Raw genomic sequence first — 16,737 nt, 5'->3', positions numbered from 1 at the left:
GAACTTCGGACAAATATGAGCTAAAAAAGCCAGGTCAAGTCCGAAGTCGTGTGAACTTCGGACAAGGGTGAGCAAAAAAAGCGAGGAGCCGATGCTTTTTTATTTCCTTCTTCAACAACCTGCTTCTAGTTAGTTGAAAAAAGACTCGTTAAATCCACTTAGCAAACCAAGCTACATAATATGCCGCAGGGATAAACAAAAGTTGGGCAACAATTGTACCCAAAAATTTTGAGCTAATCATCGTCAGAGAGTAACTTTTTAAGTAAATATAATCCGTTTGTTTTTTCATTACTCTATCAGCTAACACTGAGGCTTTTGGGTCAATAAACAATGTCAATAATATAGTTGCTATACCATTTATTATGCCAGATGACATTAATGCAGCTTGAGCATAATCTTTTGGAACTAACATTGACGCATAAATGGAAGATAGCACCCCAATGGTGAATACGGCCGAAATGATAACATTAATCACAAAGAGTCGTTTCGGAATGGTTTTTAACGTAATTCCCTTAAGGTATGAAAATCTCGGAAGCCTAAAACATATTAATATTTTTCTAATGCCATTTCGATTGAGCTGTTTACCAAACATTCCAATGATTGAACCACGTTGATCGGAAAGTTGGATAATTGCTCTTGAAAAGATGTTGATGAACGTAGGAAATAGCAGAATACCTAACAACACGCCAATAGAGGTTACTCCAATTAAAATCCTATACTGTTCCTCTATAAAGTGTAATTTGTTTAAATCGGGTGCTTCTGCGATAAGTTTCGCTGTTAGAGGTTGTTGTATCATTGTAGAAAATCTTGAAACTATCACGATCGTACTAAACAAAGATATTGCAGTTGCAATTAATTTGACCCTTGCCCCTGAAATCCTTGTTGAATAAGCTAATGTTTCAATCATTGTAACGATTAATAAAAATAAAGATATTATTATTATCTTTCCTGTAATTAACTCCATAAAATGCCCCTTAATAATAATGATAGATATATTATAAACTAATTTTAAATTGATTTGGATTATTCGGATGGGGGTGAAAATTCTAGTACGGTTACCAATTCCTTATTAAGTTAACCTGGACCGTTACTTCAATAAAGTTCAACAAAAAAAAGCGTTAATCCTTCCTGTTTCAACGCCCTCGTTAGTTGAATACTGATATAATTTCACAAGGGCTGTCCATATTAGACAGCTCTTTTTATTCAACTCGGACCAATAAAGCAAGCAACACCGTCCCTATTCCGCGCTTGGTGAATCACCACGAATTTTGTCGAAAATTAGTGACTTTTCACTAATTATATGATTATAATAGTAAGAATTTATCTAAAGGCAAACTCACTGAAAGGTGAGGACGCAAAACTATAGGGGCTTCCGTCCTTGGACCAGCCAGCCAGCTACCATCAAATGAAAAGGGGAAATTTTTGATGTCAAAAAGTATGTGGACCACGCCAGAAGAGGCTATGAAGAGAAAAAAGAGGAAGAAAATTCTACTCTATATTGCAATTTTTACTGGCACCATCTTCCTAAGTGCAGCCGTAACTTTACTCGCTAACTCTATATAAAATAAAGTCGTTATTAAACCTAACTGTGTTTGTGCTCTATTTGACCGAAATCGTGGGTGAACAATGATTTCGGTCAAATGGGTATGGTACAAATCAACACTAACCTCTAACAAAGCCAATGAAATGTACCAACCTTTACATAGTTTTTATCACCGAATGACAGGCAGCTTACCACTTTTTCTCTATTTGCCTCTGTATATGCCTGGCACACAAAAAGGTGATTCCTAAATTTGGGAATCACCTCATTTTTGATTTAAGTTCAGGTGAAGTCAATTTGGAAAATGAAACCCCCAAAAACGAGATCCATTTTTTAGTATCCATAACCCCATAAACTAGCTCCAATAATAACTAAGAGGATAAACAATACAATTAGTAAGGCGAAAACTCTTACTACATGTTAGTGGCAGTTTAGTTGAATAAGAATAGTGTGAATTGATTTAATACAGACTAATAATTTTGAATGAAAAGTCCATTTTAAATGTTTGGTGCGGCATATGCCCTCTAAATTCTTGAATTCAAGACAAATACCCAAGAACTTTTACCCAAAAAAGCATATGCTCTAATGTAAAGTGAAATGAGGAGGATGACAGTTTGTATGATAAATGCCTATAATGAGAGAATTGGTTTAGGTGGACCAGGATCAGGTTTTGGTTTTGCACCAGGACTTGGTTTCGGAGCTCCAGGCTATCCGCACCAACACTACCCGTACTATCAGCACCACTACCCTTACTACCATCATCACTATCCATACCACCATCACCACTACCCGTACCACCACCACCACCACTACCCGTATTAAGAATTGCTGGTAAACTCACCGTCCAAATAAAAATGAACAGAAGTTTCTGTGAAACAGGCGTGTTTCTACATTAGTAGAAACGCCTGTTTCTTTTAGGACGGTGGAGGCTCGTGCTTCTATGGCTGGAGGTACTGCATATGATCCCACTTTATTTCTAGCATAATCTAAGCTGAGTTAGGCTCCTCAGAAAATACCAAGTAATTCTAGGGGACAATTTACATATAAGGCATCGTCTAAATTTTACATAAAGTATAGGGTGCATTGCTGAAATAACGGTATTACTTTTTTCTTCTTCTAGTAATCAAAAAGGATTATTATTTGTAATAATTAATTTCATCAAAAATCAAATGGAAATCTAAATATAGTTTTTTAGGAGAAATTGAAAAATCTATTCCAACACACTAGTCCCAATAATTGAAGATAACCTCCCCAATTCTTTTAGGCTTCCAATAAGCTACTTGTTCCAACTCAGCACTATTCAAATCATTTTCATTTTGTAAAATACCCTCTTTAGAATTAGGGTTTAACACTAAAGGCTCATTTAGTTCCCTTACACTCAAAACTTTATAAAGTGAACGAAACTGTTTTAGCTCGGGTACATCAATAAAATTGATCTTCCCAAACTCAACAACGGAAGCAAAAGCTAGATAAGGATAGTGTTCATTTAGTAAGATATGAAAATGCTTATTAAAAGCCTTCACTTCAATGTCATAAAAATTCATTGGATATTGCGGTTCTTTAAACTCTAACACTTTTCCACCACTACGATTTACTAGAGTAGAACACACCTGTTTAAATTGTTTTCCATCAACGTTAGGAGGCTGATTGTTTTTCAAATCGTAAAATCCAGTTATACCAGCAGGAAGTTTCATTTAATCACCATTCAATCATTTTTCCTATATTAAACAATATACTTCCCATCCATTCTCCCACTATCCTGACCAGTCAGTTTAATATGAATGTCAACAACTTGCATTAACTAATAAGTGTTAGATAAATTTCAACGCGTTAATGATTGATAAATTGTATAGTCCACTTCACCAGAGATGTTCTTCAGCCCGTCTTTACACAACTCCATCGCCATTAAATTCTCCTCGGAGGGCGGTAAGTTTTTCTTTGACGCATATATACCGAACTCGGTTGAGGCTTTAAATCCAAATCGTCGATAATATCGATAATCCCCTTCAACAATTATTCCCTTATATCCTCTTTCAGAAGCTAATGTAATACCTTCCTGCAACATAAACTTGCCAACACCTTGTCGTTGCTTCTTAATTGCAACAGAGACGGGGGATAACAGTAAAATTTCGTTTTCATATTTATTACTAATTGGAAATTTCGAAAGTATAAAGTGTCCTATAATTTCCCCATTCTCCTCAGCAACTAAATCTAACTGCGGAATGTAATATTGCTTTTCCCGAATCTCTCTTACAAGAGATTTTTCAACTACACCATCTGAAAAGCTCATATTCTTGAAAATTTCATAAACAAAATCTTCGGTAAACCTATATTCTTCTTGTTTAACAGCTCTTATTATCATCATAATTGCCCCTCCCATTTAAGAAAGTGGTTTTGACATGTCCATCATATTTCGAAATCCAAGACTTTCATAAACGCTTCTACCAGTTGAACTTGACCACAGTCTTGCCCGTTTTGCCCCTTTTTGTTTAAGCCATAAACAAATTTCATCTACTAATTTATAGGCTAATCCATTATTGCGATGATCTTTTAACGTATATACTGCTATTACCCAACCGAATAGGCTTTGTTCCTCTGCAAGGGGGTAGGAATACTCTGTCCTAATTAGACCTCCTGCACAAGCCACAATACTATCATTTCCATCTATGGCAACTCTGAACTTTAAATTACCTGTATTAGATTCTTTTACAAATAAGCTTTTAATTTCTTCAACCCTCTGTAAATTTGGCTTTGGAACACCATCCGTTTCTCCCATTTCACAAGCCATTCTGTACCAATAATCTGCAATAATCGGAATTTCTTCATCAGTAGTCCATCTTGTTTCATACATTCTATAACCTCCTAAAAATAACGTTAGCTTGATTACAAATAGGACCGCCACAGCAACCCCGTTCTTCAACTTTTACCCCTATTAGCGCTCAATAAGGAATTCAACAAAAAAGGCGTTAATCCTTCCAAGATCAACGCGCACATCATTCGTTCTATTGATGCTTCATTTTCTTCTTCAGGTATTTTTGTCCAGTCCACTTAAACAAAACTACTGCAATGACAGCTGCTTCTATATCATTGATAACCCTCAATTGACTACAAAGAAATTTTACGAGAAAATATATATTAGAATGCTTAAAAAGAAAGGAGGAATTCAGTGGAACATCGCTCACTAATTCTGCTTGGGTTACTCATGGGGCAAAGTCAACACGGATATCAAATTAATGAATTTATCGAAAGAAACTTAAGTACCGTTACGGATATGAAAAAGCCCACTGCATATGCAACTCTGGATAAATTAAATCAAAGAGGTCTTATAGATATTCAGTTAGAGCAAGAAGGAAATAGACCTACCCGAAAAGTGTACTCTATCAATGAAAATGGCCGAAACTACTTTTATCAATTATTATTGGATAATCTGTCTTCTGCAGAAAGTGTTAATTACCAAGGAGATATTGGGTTAATGTTTATTGATTTTCTCCCGATGGACCAAGCAATACCAGCCTTGAAAGAACGATTAATGAAAAACAAGAAATTAATAGACTTATTTAAACAAACCCCTGCACATGGAATACGAACCGGTGTTAATCTTGCAGTCGAACATAAAATTACCATGTTAGAAGCAGAAGTTGCCTTTCTTGAAAAAACCATTCATCAGCTTCTTCATACGGATTAATTTCATAATTAGACGATTCAAAGGAACCCAAGGAGGGTTCCTTTTTACTTTGAGTTTCCAATAAGTGACTATATTTTAACCATATAATCACGATTGACTATTCAATAAATAACTAATATACTTTTATTAGTCAGACGTGACTAATACGATCTACAATAAAGGAGTGACATACATTGTTTCTTGCTTTAAAAGAGTTAAAGCATGGTAAATTTCGATTTCTGATGATTGGTGTTATAACGGTCCTGATTGCTTGGCTGGTTTTTATCCTATCTGGACTAGGCAATGGACTTTCAACGTTAAGTGCAGCAACCTTTAAAAATATGGATGCCCATTATGTGACATTTGAAGAAGGTTCGAGAGCCTCCATGAGCCGGTCACTATTAAATGAATCACTAGCAGACGAACTAGAAAAAGCAGATGATGTTTCTGCGGCAACCGGAATGGGCGCAACGATGGGAACCGTACTAAATGAATCTTCTTCTGCTGATAAAGAAAAAGTAGATGTCGCCATATTAGGAATAACGCCTGGTAATTTTCTAGAACCAGATGTGATAGAAGGAAATCCTCTTCAAGCAAATGAACCATTAGAAGTGATCGCCAATGATACGTTAAAGAAAAAGGGTTTTGAAATCGGTGATACCCTTAAAATAGAAGGATCTTTAGAAAAAATGAAAATTGTCGGGTTTGTAGAAAATGAAACCTACAATCATTTACCTGCCATTTTTACTACATTGGATAAATGGCGCACGATACAATTTGCAGCTCCAGGTTCTGATAAAGGAATTAAGAATCCTGTAAATGCGATTATGCTCCAAGGAGAAAATATTGATTCTGAAAAACTAAATAAGTTATTCAAGAACACGGAAACCGTAACCAAGAGTACTGCAGTCCAAGGAATGCCCGGTTATAAAGAGGAAAATGGCACCATTATGATGATGCTCGCATTCCTTTTGGCCATCTCAACATTTGTACTCGGTGTATTTTTTTATGTCCTTACCCTGCAAAAATCAAATCAATTTGGGATTTTAAAAGCCATTGGTGCCAGCAATCTCTTCCTTGGAAAAGCCATTGTAGCCCAAGTATTTCTTTTATCATTTGTTAGTATTGTAGTGGGAATCTTGTTAACCTATGGGACAGCTTTAATTCTTCCGGATGGAATGCCATTTTCACTTGATTTTAAACTGGTCATCATTTATTCACTATTATTGCTTGTCATTTCCATTTTAAGTTCCGTGATATCCGTTCGAAAAGTGACAAAAATAGATCCGCTGCAAGCAATTGGGAGGTTGGAGTAATGTCAGGAATACAATTCAAAAATGTCTCTAAACTGTACCAACAGGGTGAAAATCAGGTCCTAGCCCTTGATGATGTATCGCTAACGGTAGAACAAGGAGAGTTTATTGCTGTCATTGGCCCATCAGGTTCGGGTAAGAGTACCTTTCTAGCGATTGCAGGTGCCTTACTTCAATCATCTGAAGGCGAGGTTATTCTTAACGGTAAGAACCTTAATCAGTTAAATCCTAAAGATTTAGCACGATTACGGTTAGAGGAAATAGGATTTATTTTACAAACAAGTAATCTAGTACCTTATTTAAATGTACTGGAACAATTACTCGTAGTGAAAAAAATGGCGGGTAAAGTGACAAAGGAAGATAAGAAATTTGCAAAAGATTTACTAGAAAATCTCGGTTTAGCTGCAAAATTAAAGAAATTTCCTGATCAGCTGTCTGGAGGCGAGCGCCAGCGTACCGCCATTGCCCGTGCGTTTATAAACAATCCCTCCATCATTCTAGCCGATGAACCAACAGCAAGCCTTGATTCAAAAAGAGCACATGAAGTGGTTCAACTTATAGCCAAGGAAACCAAAACAAGAAACAAAGCAGCGATTATGGTTACCCATGACGAACGAATGCTGGAATACTGCGATAAAGTGTACCGCATGGAAGATGGCAGACTTAAACATGATAATTCTTTCAAACATGAAAACAGCAAGAGACTTTCAACTATAGGATAATCACCTGCTTAAAAAACGAAGGAGGAAAAATCAATGATTATTGTAACAAACCGAATTAAAACAAAATTAGGCTTTGCCGCAAAGATGGCTCAAATGTTTACAAGACCTGGAGCCTTACAGACCATGGAGGGTTTTGTAAAAGTCGAAGTGTTACTAACTAAAAATCTTTCAGAATATGATGAGCTGAATGTAAATATGTATTGGAACACCATTGAAGACTTTTCCAAATGGAAAAATAGCGATGCCTTCAAAGAAGCCCATAAAGGTCCAACGAACACTGAACAAGACTCACCTATCTTGGGAAGTGAAATCATTATCTCTGAGGTTGCTTCAATATTAGAATAACATTCATGATTATTCTTCTTGGCAACTCTCGATAAGTTCATTTAACCATTAATGGCTTCTTGGATTTTTTGATTCGGTTACTCACATAGTGAAGTATTGAAAACAAAAGAAAAGGCTAAACAAGTATGTCAAAATATGCATCTTGTTTAGCCTTTTCTTTTACATTTTTCCTGACTTATCTGCAAAATCGCCAGTGATGTATCCATATCCCTTCCCCTTCACTATTCGAATCCTAACAAATCATTTACTTCATTATTACTATATTTGTGGCAATACTAAAAATGAAATGTGAAGGGGAGAGGGTAAAATGGAACATATCGGACAAATGACCATAGAACTTATTTTAGGCTTTTTTGCTTTATTGTTTGCTACCAAATTATTAGGTAAAACACAGATTTCTCAACTTACACCCTTTGATTTTATTTCCTCTATTGTTCTAGGCGAACTGGTCGGAAATTCTATCTATGATTCAGAAATAAGAGTATGGTCTATTTTATATGCAGTCGCACTGTGGGCAATATTAATTTATACAATTGAAATCATTACACAAAAATTTAGAGGAACACGAAGTTTTCTTGAAGGTAATCCATCCATTATCATAAGGAATGGACATATTGACAGAGAACAGTTAGCCGCTAATAAAATTGATATAAATGAGGTCCAGCAAATGTTGAGACAACAACAGAATATTTTTTCGATTCGGGAAGTGGAATTTGCTATTTTAGAACCGAATGGAACCCTTAGTGCGATAAAAAAACCTAAATACGCTTCACCTACAATTGAAGATTTAAGTCTAAAGCAGAAAGCTGTATATATACCTATTGCATTAATAAGCGATGGTAAAGTGGATAAAGAAAATTTACTACAAGCAGGATTTGATGAAAATTGGCTCCGTAAACAAATTTTAAAAAGAAATATTCCAAGATTTGAAGACGTCCTGTATGCTGAATGGAAAGAGGATGAGGGCTTTTTTTGTTTGAAAATGAATTCTTAAAATGAATACAAAACAATTCATGAACCACAAAGGTTCCTCCTATCGTGATTGCCACCGATCGTAACTCTTATCTAATTAAAAGAAGAAGCAGTCCAATGAACAATTCATCAGGCTGCTTCTTTTTGTTACTTGCACTAATTGGACTAGAAACCAGAGTTTTCCCATGTAAAAGTGGTGCTTGAGGAATGAAGTGACGGATAGTTTCTTATGCTATAGGTTATGTTAATTCGATGGACTATAGAGCCTTTTTCCCTGATACGTAGATAGTAAGACTCCTCCCACTATAAATAGTGATCCTAAAATTTCTGCTCCAGTTATTGGTTTGTATAGCAATATCAATCCCATTATCATTGCTACAAAAGGTTCTAAATTAGATAATATTGAAGCCTTTGAAGCGTCGACATGTCTGATGTTGTTATTCCAAATCAACGTTGCTATACCGTGTACTACAACGGCAGATCCAATCAGAAAAGACCAGTCCGACATCTTAGAGCTAATTTGTAAGGGAGTGTCTAGTAAAAAAACAAAAGGGATCGACACAATCAAGCCTACAACATTTGAATATAAAGTAATCGTAAGTGGATCTATTCTATCAGATAGAAGCCTCGTCATGACAATCATAATGGCAAATGTAATCATCGTTATAGTAATCCATAATAGACCTTTATCGAAATGCAAAGAAGATAAATTTCCTTTTGCTACAACAAAATAAATACCTAGTATTGCTACAATAGACCCCATTAACATCTGGGCAGTTAGTTTTTCCTTTAAGAAAATAGCAGCTAATACACTAGTTAAAATAGGAGTAGTTGCCAAAATTAGTGCTGATGTTGTTGGATCAGCTGTTTGTAATCCTTCAAAAAAAGACCATTGGTTTATAAAAACACCAATAACCCCTAGAGAAAAAACCACGAGTAAATCGGATTTATTTATCCTTTTAAAGTGTTTTTTGTATGTTGTTAATCCAATTAAAAATAGTACTATAAACAAAAGTCTAAGCATGGTTAAAAGAGCTGGAGAAAAATATTGGACTAACATCTTTCCAAATACAAAATTGCTTCCCCACACCATGACACAAAATGTTAGCCAAGAATATGCTTTTAACATATTTATCACCCTTCCTAAACCAAAATGCTAACTGTCCTATTTTATACTTACCAAGGTTTTTAGTATACCTTTTTGATTGTAAGTATTAACTCTCTAAGTTTCATCGAAACTTTGAAAGGAGCAGTTTTTCTTTGGTTAATGATCTGGGCTTAAAGGAACCATCAAATTTATCTAATCATATTATGCAACTAAGATAAATGGAGAAGGTGGTTCTCATTAGGGCTTCAATGTATTTAGATTTTTTGTCCAAATTTGGCGTTAGTGGTGCACATCCTGGTGGGATTAAACTTACAAAAAAAATATTTAAAAATGAAAACATCAACACATTTTCTCACATTTTAGATGTAGGTTGTGGCACCGGCCAAACAGCTGCCTATTTAGCGGCACGTTACGGTGCAAACGTAACAGGGATGGATATTAATCCTGTAATGGTAGAAAAAGCTAAAAGTAGAATGATAAACTACCAATTACCGGTGGAAATTATTCAGGGCTCAATCGAGAATTGTCCGTTGCCAGACAGTAAATATGACTTTATCCTTTCTGAATCTGTTCTTTCTTTTGTCAACAAGCCTAGAGCACTTAAGGAAATATTACGGTTATTAAAGCCTGGCGGCCGGTTTATTGCAAATGAGCTTACCATTAATAGGAGAATCGGGGCGAATTACGAGGAGGAAATTAAACGATTTTATGGGTTGGATTCGATCCTGATGGAAAAGGACTGGATAACCTTATTGGAACAGACAGGTTTTAAAAGTATAAAAACTTTATTAAGAACCCCCCCTATCCTTCAAAACCCGTCAACGCCCGAATTTCAGTACTCAGCGTATATTGAACCTGAACTATATGAGATCATGCTTCAGCATTTTAATTTAATGGTAAAATATCAGGGGACTTTGGACTATAGAGTATTTTCTTGTACGAAATAGACATTTAGAAACGTTCATATGGAAAACATCCATCATTGCAGACCTTAATCCAGTATGAAAAGGCTTGTAGAGACATATCCCCTACAAGCCTTTTTTAAATCACCTTTTTTCATAAAAGCCCTGTACAGTTGTACAAGTTCACACTAAAGGGAGTTTGATAAATAAGCGGAGATATTTCTCTTAATAAGGAACTAAAGCTAAAAATCGCTTAAATAGAAGGAAAGATTCCGGCTATTTACTCAAAAAACGTGAAAATAGGCAATTTTTCTTTGCTTAATCGGAACACCTCCGCTTATATACCCTTACCGAACACTATTCTGCTGTTTAACGGAAAAATCTCCGCTTATACACCGGGAGGGATAAGGCTTGCGTTTCACCTTCCTCCGCAGGAGCAGACATGAATCATAATCTCTCTCTTATATCTAGTTATGCCTAGCATCAAGAAAATTTTTCCTATACAATTCAAGTAAGGAAAAGTAAAAAGTGTGGTGAATCATTTGTTTAAATTACTGCTAATTGAAGATGATGAAACATTATTTAATGAAATCAAAGATCGGTTGTCTGGGTGGTCTTATGATGTTTATGGTATTGCTGATTTTGGTCAAGTGATTCAAGAATTTATAAATATAAAGCCTGATTTAGTCATTATTGATATACAATTGCCAAAATTTGATGGGTTCCATTGGTGCCGAATGATTCGCTCTAATTCAAATGTTCCCATTCTATTTTTATCTTCACGCGATCATCCTACCGATATGGTGATGTCCATGCAGCTTGGTGCTGATGATTTTATTCAAAAGCCTTTTCATTTTGATGTCCTTATTGCGAAGATACAGGCGATTCTTCGGCGGGTACATAATTACAATCATGAACCCATTTCCCTTAAAACCTGGTGCGGTGCAACAGTAGATTTTGAGAAAAATACGGTCATCAATGACACAGGATCGATTGAGCTAACCAAGAATGAAATTTATATTTTAAAACTACTCATTGAACAGAAGAATAAAATTGTTAGTCGAGAAGAATTAATCAAAAGCCTTTGGGATGATGAGCGCTTTGTTAGCGATAATACCTTAACCGTCAATGTAAATCGATTACGAAAAAAACTGGATGAGCTTGGCTTAGGACAGTTTATCGAAACAAAAGTTGGGCAAGGTTATATCGCGATAGAGGGAAATTCCAAATGATTAAAAAATACTTAATTGAAAGGCGCAGCTGGATTATTCTCTTTTTATTTATACATTTTTTTATCCTCCTAGTCGCTTATTTTGATACAGAAATCCCGTTACTGCCCATCGTCTACATTGTCTTTTTATCACTGATTATTTTCATCCTATTTTTAATGATCCGCTACAATAAGGAAACGAAATTTTATAAAAGTATAGAAGCTTGGGAAAACAATCTTGATTTAACGAGTATAGCTGCTCCAGAGAGTCCTTTTGAAAAAATCATAGAGAATGCGGTTACGAGCCAGACTGAATGGCTGAAACAAATGGCATCACAAAATCTGATTTCCCTAGAGCAGGAGAAAGATCAATTATTATCTTGGATTCATGAAGTGAAAACACCGTTAACAGCTATACGATTAATGATTGATCGTATAGAGAATAAAACCATGAAATCTCAATTAACCTATGAATGGTTAAGAATCCATCTACTACTAGACCAGCAGCTTCATCAAAAACGTATACCATTTATAGAAAATGATTTGTATATTGAGGTTATCGATTTAAAAGTTTTAATTACAAAGGAAATTAAAGATTTACAATCGTGGTGTATTCAAAAAGGAATAGGCTTTGATTTACAAATAGAGGTGAAAGAAGTACTTAGTGATGGCAAGTGGCTTGCCTTTATCATCAGACAGCTTTTAACAAATGCAATAAAATATAGTGATGCTTCCGATATTATCATTAAAAGCTATCAACAAGATGAACAAACCATTCTTGAGGTCAAAGACTTTGGCCGCGGCATTGATCCAAAGGATGTATCTCGTATCTTTGATAAAGGTTTTACATCCACCGCAAAACATCAAGATAATGCGGCAACAGGCATGGGGTTATATTTAGCTGAAAAAGCAGCCAAGCCACTCCTGATTCATATTGATGTACATTCAACACTTGGAACGGGGACAACTTTTACATTAATTTTTCCAAAAAGAAATCAATTTCTTCATATCACAAGCATGTGACAAAATTGTCACATGCTTTTATTATTTGTATGATCAATCGAAGGAAGTGAACAACAAAGCTGTTTATACTAAAACTATCAAATCATGGGATGTGTGGATATGAATATATTAGAGGCAGCAAAAATTCATAAAAGCTATGGCAATAAATTTAATAAGCAAGAAGTACTGAAGGGCCTAGATGTAACCATTAAAAAAGGGGAATTTGTTAGTATCATGGGAGCATCGGGTTCAGGGAAAACTACTCTACTTAATGTACTTTCTTCCATTGATAAAGTTAGTTATGGGACCATTACGATTGAGGGAAAAGAAATGACAGCCATGAAGGAAAAGCAATTAGCTGAATTTCGAAAGAATCATCTAGGATTTATTTTTCAAGAATATAATTTACTAGATACGCTAACCGTGAAAGAAAATATACTCTTACCATTATCGATTACAAAAATATCAAAGAGCGAAGCAGATGATAAATTTAATACGTTGGCGGAAGAGCTCGGCATTTATGACATTAAAGACAAATATCCAAATGAAATTTCCGGCGGTCAAAAACAACGGACCTCTGCGGCTCGAGCCTTTATTCATGAGCCTAGTATTATTTTTGCGGACGAACCAACCGGAGCGCTCGATTCAAAATCCGCTTCAGATTTGTTAAACAAACTAAGCGACTTAAATCAAAAAAGGAATGCAACGATTCTAATGGTGACCCACGATCCCGTCGCAGCCAGCTATTGTAACCGGGTTATTTTTATCAAAGACGGACAAATTTATACTCAATTAACAAAGGGGGAAGAATCTAGACAGAACTTCTTCCATGCTATCATGAAAACACAAGGAGTATTAAGCGGGGTGCAAAATGAGCATTAATCACCTCATCTTTCAAAACCTGAAAAAGAATCTAAAAAATTATTATCTCTATGTGTTTGCCTTAATTTTTACGGTCTCCCTTTATTTTGCCTTTGTCACCCTGCAATATGACCCTGCTATGGATGAAGCAAAAGGTTCGATTAAAGGGGCAGCGGCAATGGGAACAGCCTCCATATTACTCGTTGCCATCGTCTCGATTTTCCTTTTATATGCAAATAATATTTTTATTAAACGACGCAGTAAAGAAATCGGTTTATTTCAGTTAATAGGAATGACAAAAGGAAGAATCTTCCGCATTCTCACCTTTGAAAATTTAATCTTATATTTCAGTTCCTTATTCATTGGAATCTTTATCGGATTTTCTGTTTCAAAATTAATCATGATGATTTTATTTAAAATCACAGGTGTAGAGACCGCCGCCACATTACGTTTTTCAACGGAAGCATTGGTGAAAACCGTTGTTGTCTTTTCTGTTATCTATATCTTCATTATGTTGATGAATTACCTATTTATTAAAAGACAAAGTATCCTGTCCTTGTTTAGAGTTCTTTCATCAACCGAAGAAAAAGTTAAAAAAGTGTCCTTGTTTGAAATGATCTATGGAATCTTAGGCATCTTCATGATTCTTTTAGGCTATTATATTTCATCCAAATTATTTGGCGGGGACTTTACAACAATGGTTGAACTATTCTCAGCCATGGTCTTCATTTTAGCCTCTGTTATTATTGGGACTTATCTTTTTTACAAAGGTTCTGTTCGCTTTATCTTTTATGTAATTCGAAAAAAGAAAGATGGTTATTTGAATATTAATGATGTATTGTCTCTTTCATCCATTATGTTTCGGATGAAATCAAATGCTTTATTATTAACGATTATTACGACCGTATCTGCACTTGCTATCGGCTTGTTATCCTTAAGCTATATTTCGCACTTCTCAGCAGAAAAATTAGCCAAAAATAATGTGGTTGCTGATTTTTCAATGACCAATAAACAAGATGCTGAAAACTTTAAAGAAGCATTGGCTGGAAATGAAATTAAGTATAATGAAAAAATGATCGAAGTCATTCAGGTCCATGCAGACTTAGAAGAAATAACGGAAATAAATATAGAGGACCTAAATGCTGATCCAAAGAACATGACCATTCCTGTCATCAGTGATAAGGCCGCCGAAGGTATCGATTTATCGGCAGAGGAAACCCTTTTTACCGGTTATAATGATACCATCCAAAAATTTATGCCACTAAAAAGCTCAGGTCGAATCGAATTAAAAGGGAAAAATGAAGTGATCCCGCAGAATTATTTAGGCTTAAGGAAGGAATACATCGTATCATTCCGTTTTACAAGCGGTGGATTCCCTGTCGGCATTGTCGACGAAACTATTTTTGAGCGGTTAAAGAAAGATATGAACCCAGAAATTCAAAAGGAATCCACTCTTTTTATTGGTATTAATTTGCAAGATGAAACCAAAATGGAAGAAGCGAATGACCTTTTTCAAAATATGAATTTTACTGGTACGAATGATTCGGTTCTAGAAATGAGCAATCATCAGAAAAGAAACATGGGGCTTATCATGTTTATCGTTGGCTTTTTAGGATTAACCTTTTTAGTCACTTCCGGGTGTATTTTATACTTTAAACAAATGGGTGAGAGTGAAGAAGAAAAGCCGAACTATACGATATTAAGAAAGCTTGGATTTACACAAGGAGACTTGTTAAGAGGCATTCAAGCCAAGCAAATCTTTAATTTTGGTATCCCTTTAGTGATTGGCTTAGCCCATAGTTATTTTGCCGTACAATCTGGCTGGTTCCTGTTTGGTACTGAATTATGGACACCCATGATTATTGTCATGTTATTATATACCGCCTTATACTCGATTTTCGGTATTCTATCCGTCCTCTATTACAAAAAGGTGATTAAGGAAGCACTATGATCATAGAAAATGGTACAGCTCCAGTCTATTATGGCTGGAGCCCCATTTACACCAATTCTCCTAATTTTTATGCTTTTATCTAACCTGTGTAACCAGCAGTTTACTATAAAAATTCATTCAAAAGTGCCTATTAAAATTTAACGGAAAATTCACATGCAACTGTCCGGTTATTATATAAAATAGACTTAGAAAGGAAGTGGCCAATGATACTAAGAAGCCGACGAGAATCAGATGAATTATTGAAAATGCGATCTTTAAACACGCGGATGGAGTTAACACAAGAAGAAAGGTTGCATTATTTTAACCTAGAAAAAGGCTATGAGGGTGAGGTGCAATTTGACCGGAAGGCAGAAGTTATTCAAGAAGAAAGGTATTTCATCAATGACTTGCTGCTTAAAATTAACAATTCTTATTTTCAAATTGATTCAACGCTTATTTCACAGGAAGTCATTCGCTTGATAGATGTTAAAAATTTTGAAGGAGACTTTTGCCTTGATAAGGACAGATTCTTTCTCGTTAAAACCGGTCGCGAATATAAAAATCCAATCAATCAATTAAACAAATGCGCAGCACAATTCCGCCAGTTGCTACAAGACCTCAAGCTTAATTACCTCGTTGAAGCCACCATTATTTTTATTAATCCTGAATTTACTTTATACAATGCGCAAGTGGACCACCCCATTATTCTTCCCACTCAAGTGAACCGTTTTTTTAAAAGTATAAATGATACATCATCAAAGTTAAATGATGGCCACAAAAAATTGGCTCAACAATTACTTTCATTACATCAAACTACAAACCCATTTACACAGGTGCCAAACTATCAATACGATCAGCTAAAAAAGGACATGTATTGTAAATTTTGTCGTTCCTTTTTGGTTTCTTTACAAACCCATCACTTTGTGTGCGGAAAGTGTGGAGGTCATGAAACAATCGAAGCTGCCATTCTACGGAATGTGAAGGAGTTTCAGTTGTTATTTCCTGAACGAAAGATAACGACTACAAACATTTATGAGTGGTGCAACGTCGATTTAACCAAAAGGACATTTTGTAGGGTATTAAAGAAAAACCTTTCCTCCTTTGGAAAAACAAGCGATTCTTATTTTATATGACAGATTGGTATTTTTCCCGACACTGTTTCTTCCCT

18 protein-coding genes, 1 pseudogene and 1 riboswitch are annotated in these 16,737 nt (G+C 35.4%); of the genes and pseudogenes, 13 read left to right on the top strand and 6 right to left on the bottom strand.

Features of this window, described 5'->3' with window-relative positions:
• Positions 1 to 148: 148 nt before the first annotated feature.
• On the bottom strand, positions 149 to 964 hold the full coding sequence (locus tag BANA01_RS27600; RefSeq protein ID WP_034675974.1) for a lipid II flippase Amj family protein: 816 nt from the start codon (positions 962 to 964) through the stop codon (positions 149 to 151).
• 355 nt (positions 965 to 1,319) lie between these two features.
• Positions 1,320 to 1,403, top strand: a riboswitch (cyclic di-GMP riboswitch).
• A gap of 22 nt (positions 1,404 to 1,425) precedes the next feature.
• Here BANA01_RS27600 and BANA01_RS29760 point away from each other — a divergent pair.
• On the top strand, positions 1,426 to 1,563 hold the full coding sequence (locus BANA01_RS29760) for a hypothetical protein (protein WP_157411912.1): 138 nt from the start codon (positions 1,426 to 1,428) through the stop codon (positions 1,561 to 1,563).
• Positions 1,564 to 1,873: 310 nt separating this feature from the next.
• On the opposite strand, the pseudogene BANA01_RS29385 reads toward BANA01_RS29760, so the two are convergent.
• Positions 1,874 to 1,945, bottom strand: a pseudogene (locus BANA01_RS29385) (YjcZ family sporulation protein); the annotation flags it as partial.
• Between the two features lie 213 nt (positions 1,946 to 2,158).
• On the opposite strand from BANA01_RS29385, the gene BANA01_RS27595 reads away from it, so the two are divergent.
• Entirely contained in the window at positions 2,159 to 2,362 is a 204-nt protein-coding gene (locus BANA01_RS27595; RefSeq protein ID WP_157411911.1) for a hypothetical protein, read from the top strand.
• A 401-nt stretch (positions 2,363 to 2,763) separates the two neighbouring features.
• On the opposite strand, the gene BANA01_RS27590 is transcribed toward BANA01_RS27595, so the two are convergent.
• The 3 genes from BANA01_RS27590 to BANA01_RS27580 form a co-directional block, all read right to left on the bottom strand.
• Positions 2,764 to 3,234, bottom strand: coding sequence for a hypothetical protein (locus tag BANA01_RS27590; RefSeq protein ID WP_034675959.1), 471 nt, complete (start codon positions 3,232 to 3,234; stop codon positions 2,764 to 2,766).
• Between the two features lie 128 nt (positions 3,235 to 3,362).
• Positions 3,363 to 3,905 carry a GNAT family N-acetyltransferase gene (locus BANA01_RS27585; RefSeq protein WP_235847257.1) on the bottom strand — a complete coding sequence of 181 codons (543 nt, stop codon included), beginning with the start codon at positions 3,903 to 3,905 and terminating at the stop codon, positions 3,363 to 3,365.
• A gap of 15 nt (positions 3,906 to 3,920) precedes the next feature.
• Positions 3,921 to 4,391, bottom strand: a complete 471-nt coding sequence (locus tag BANA01_RS27580; RefSeq protein WP_034675962.1) for a GNAT family N-acetyltransferase — start codon at positions 4,389 to 4,391, stop codon at positions 3,921 to 3,923.
• Between the two features lie 315 nt (positions 4,392 to 4,706).
• On the opposite strand from BANA01_RS27580, the gene BANA01_RS27575 reads away from it, so the two are divergent.
• The 5 genes from BANA01_RS27575 to BANA01_RS27555 all read left to right on the top strand — a co-directional run bounded on the left by BANA01_RS27575 (position 4,707) and on the right by BANA01_RS27555 (position 8,578).
• Positions 4,707 to 5,225, top strand: a complete 519-nt coding sequence (locus tag BANA01_RS27575; protein WP_034675965.1) for a PadR family transcriptional regulator — start codon at positions 4,707 to 4,709, stop codon at positions 5,223 to 5,225.
• Between the two features lie 173 nt (positions 5,226 to 5,398).
• Positions 5,399 to 6,520: an ABC transporter permease gene (locus BANA01_RS27570; RefSeq protein WP_034675890.1), complete on the top strand. Its 1,122-nt coding sequence runs from the start codon at positions 5,399 to 5,401 to the stop codon at positions 6,518 to 6,520.
• Complete coding sequence (locus BANA01_RS27565) at positions 6,520 to 7,239, top strand: ABC transporter ATP-binding protein (protein ID WP_034675893.1); 720 nt, start codon at positions 6,520 to 6,522, stop codon at positions 7,237 to 7,239. The genes BANA01_RS27570 and BANA01_RS27565 overlap by 1 nt, the downstream gene beginning before the upstream one ends.
• 33 nt (positions 7,240 to 7,272) lie before the next feature.
• Positions 7,273 to 7,584: a heme oxygenase gene (locus BANA01_RS27560; RefSeq protein ID WP_034675895.1), complete on the top strand. Its 312-nt coding sequence runs from the start codon at positions 7,273 to 7,275 to the stop codon at positions 7,582 to 7,584.
• Between the two features lie 307 nt (positions 7,585 to 7,891).
• Positions 7,892 to 8,578, top strand: coding sequence for a DUF421 domain-containing protein (locus BANA01_RS27555; protein ID WP_034675898.1), 687 nt, complete (start codon positions 7,892 to 7,894; stop codon positions 8,576 to 8,578).
• A gap of 222 nt (positions 8,579 to 8,800) precedes the next feature.
• Here BANA01_RS27555 and BANA01_RS27550 read toward each other — a convergent pair whose 3' ends face one another.
• Positions 8,801 to 9,685, bottom strand: a complete 885-nt coding sequence (locus BANA01_RS27550) for a DMT family transporter (RefSeq protein ID WP_034675901.1) — start codon at positions 9,683 to 9,685, stop codon at positions 8,801 to 8,803.
• Between the two features lie 227 nt (positions 9,686 to 9,912).
• Between BANA01_RS27550 and BANA01_RS27545 the strand changes: the two genes are divergently transcribed.
• The 6 genes from BANA01_RS27545 (at position 9,913) to BANA01_RS27520 (ending at position 16,702) form a co-directional block, all read left to right on the top strand.
• Positions 9,913 to 10,611: a class I SAM-dependent methyltransferase gene (locus BANA01_RS27545; protein WP_082799696.1), complete on the top strand. Its 699-nt coding sequence runs from the start codon at positions 9,913 to 9,915 to the stop codon at positions 10,609 to 10,611.
• A 497-nt stretch (positions 10,612 to 11,108) separates the two neighbouring features.
• The gene (locus BANA01_RS27540; RefSeq protein ID WP_034675917.1) at positions 11,109 to 11,798 is read left to right on the top strand and encodes a response regulator transcription factor; all 690 of its coding nucleotides are present in this window, start codon (positions 11,109 to 11,111) and stop codon (positions 11,796 to 11,798) included.
• The gene (locus tag BANA01_RS27535) at positions 11,795 to 12,799 is read left to right on the top strand and encodes a sensor histidine kinase (RefSeq protein WP_034675903.1); all 1,005 of its coding nucleotides are present in this window, start codon (positions 11,795 to 11,797) and stop codon (positions 12,797 to 12,799) included. The genes BANA01_RS27540 and BANA01_RS27535 overlap by 4 nt, the downstream gene beginning before the upstream one ends.
• Before the next feature lie 99 nt (positions 12,800 to 12,898).
• Positions 12,899 to 13,660, top strand: a complete 762-nt coding sequence (locus BANA01_RS27530; protein WP_034675906.1) for an ABC transporter ATP-binding protein — start codon at positions 12,899 to 12,901, stop codon at positions 13,658 to 13,660.
• Positions 13,650 to 15,590: an FtsX-like permease family protein gene (locus BANA01_RS27525; RefSeq protein WP_034675908.1), complete on the top strand. Its 1,941-nt coding sequence runs from the start codon at positions 13,650 to 13,652 to the stop codon at positions 15,588 to 15,590. The genes BANA01_RS27530 and BANA01_RS27525 overlap by 11 nt, the downstream gene beginning before the upstream one ends.
• A gap of 203 nt (positions 15,591 to 15,793) precedes the next feature.
• Complete coding sequence (locus tag BANA01_RS27520; protein ID WP_063255510.1) at positions 15,794 to 16,702, top strand: nuclease-related domain-containing protein; 909 nt, start codon at positions 15,794 to 15,796, stop codon at positions 16,700 to 16,702.
• Positions 16,703 to 16,737: the final 35 nt, after the last annotated feature.

Origin of the sequence: Neobacillus niacini NBRC 15566 (assembly GCF_001591505.1) — a bacterium.
Lineage (GTDB): Bacteria > Bacillota > Bacilli > Bacillales > Cytobacillaceae > Neobacillus > Neobacillus niacini.
The sequence above is the reverse complement of the archived record's forward strand: the minus strand, read 5'-3'. Positions and strand labels throughout refer to the sequence as shown.

Excerpts from the sequence above, each read along its gene's own strand:
- BANA01_RS27600 (WP_034675974.1), bottom strand. The coding sequence starts at position 964 with ATGGAGTTAATTACAGGAAAGATAATAATAATATCTTTATTTTTATTA.
- BANA01_RS29760 (WP_157411912.1), top strand. The coding sequence starts at position 1,426 with ATGTCAAAAAGTATGTGGACCACGCCAGAAGAGGCTATGAAGAGAAAA.
- BANA01_RS27595 (WP_157411911.1), top strand. The coding sequence starts at position 2,159 with ATGATAAATGCCTATAATGAGAGAATTGGTTTAGGTGGACCAGGATCA.
- BANA01_RS27590 (WP_034675959.1), bottom strand. The coding sequence starts at position 3,234 with ATGAAACTTCCTGCTGGTATAACTGGATTTTACGATTTGAAAAACAAT.
- BANA01_RS27585 (WP_235847257.1), bottom strand. The coding sequence starts at position 3,905 with ATGATGATAATAAGAGCTGTTAAACAAGAAGAATATAGGTTTACCGAA.
- BANA01_RS27580 (WP_034675962.1), bottom strand. The coding sequence starts at position 4,391 with ATGTATGAAACAAGATGGACTACTGATGAAGAAATTCCGATTATTGCA.
- BANA01_RS27565 (WP_034675893.1), top strand. The coding sequence starts at position 6,520 with ATGTCAGGAATACAATTCAAAAATGTCTCTAAACTGTACCAACAGGGT.
- BANA01_RS27560 (WP_034675895.1), top strand. The coding sequence starts at position 7,273 with ATGATTATTGTAACAAACCGAATTAAAACAAAATTAGGCTTTGCCGCA.
- BANA01_RS27555 (WP_034675898.1), top strand. The coding sequence starts at position 7,892 with ATGGAACATATCGGACAAATGACCATAGAACTTATTTTAGGCTTTTTT.
- BANA01_RS27550 (WP_034675901.1), bottom strand. The coding sequence starts at position 9,685 with ATGTTAAAAGCATATTCTTGGCTAACATTTTGTGTCATGGTGTGGGGA.
- BANA01_RS27545 (WP_082799696.1), top strand. The coding sequence starts at position 9,913 with ATGTATTTAGATTTTTTGTCCAAATTTGGCGTTAGTGGTGCACATCCT.
- BANA01_RS27535 (WP_034675903.1), top strand. The coding sequence starts at position 11,795 with ATGATTAAAAAATACTTAATTGAAAGGCGCAGCTGGATTATTCTCTTT.
- BANA01_RS27530 (WP_034675906.1), top strand. The coding sequence starts at position 12,899 with ATGAATATATTAGAGGCAGCAAAAATTCATAAAAGCTATGGCAATAAA.
- BANA01_RS27525 (WP_034675908.1), top strand. The coding sequence starts at position 13,650 with ATGAGCATTAATCACCTCATCTTTCAAAACCTGAAAAAGAATCTAAAA.
- BANA01_RS27520 (WP_063255510.1), top strand. The coding sequence starts at position 15,794 with ATGATACTAAGAAGCCGACGAGAATCAGATGAATTATTGAAAATGCGA.